This is a genomic window from Vibrio sp. S12_S33 (assembly GCF_963889785.1).
In the GTDB taxonomy this organism is placed as follows: Bacteria; Pseudomonadota; Gammaproteobacteria; order Enterobacterales; family Vibrionaceae; genus Vibrio; species Vibrio aestuarianus.
Window position 1 is genome coordinate 1 of the sequence record NZ_CAWPQZ010000336.1, and the last position, 282, is coordinate 282.

The following is a 282-nucleotide window of genomic DNA, read 5'->3' on the forward strand; positions in this document are numbered from 1 at the left end:
GCGGTTGACGTTTACCACGACGTTTAATGGTCGTCGTTGTGGTGGTGATAACCTCATCTTCCGCTTTCGCCGCTTCACATTCTGCCTCATTAAAGAGGTCACCCTGTGCTTCGTTATATGGCTTTAACGCTTCCGAGCGTTTGGCGGTCAAGGGCGAGCTTAAACTGCTCAATTAAGGATTGGCGTTCTTGCTGCCACTCATTTTTCTCCGACATCAACGCTTTCACCATAGCTTGAAGCTCGGCGATGTCTTGGCTTTCTGGGTTAATATCGGGCGTCTTT

The 282-nt window shown here is 49.3% G+C and carries 1 pseudogene; it reads right to left on the reverse strand.

From position 1 onward, the window contains the following. Positions 1-282, reverse strand: a pseudogene (locus tag AACW06_RS20370) (IS66 family transposase); the annotation flags it as partial.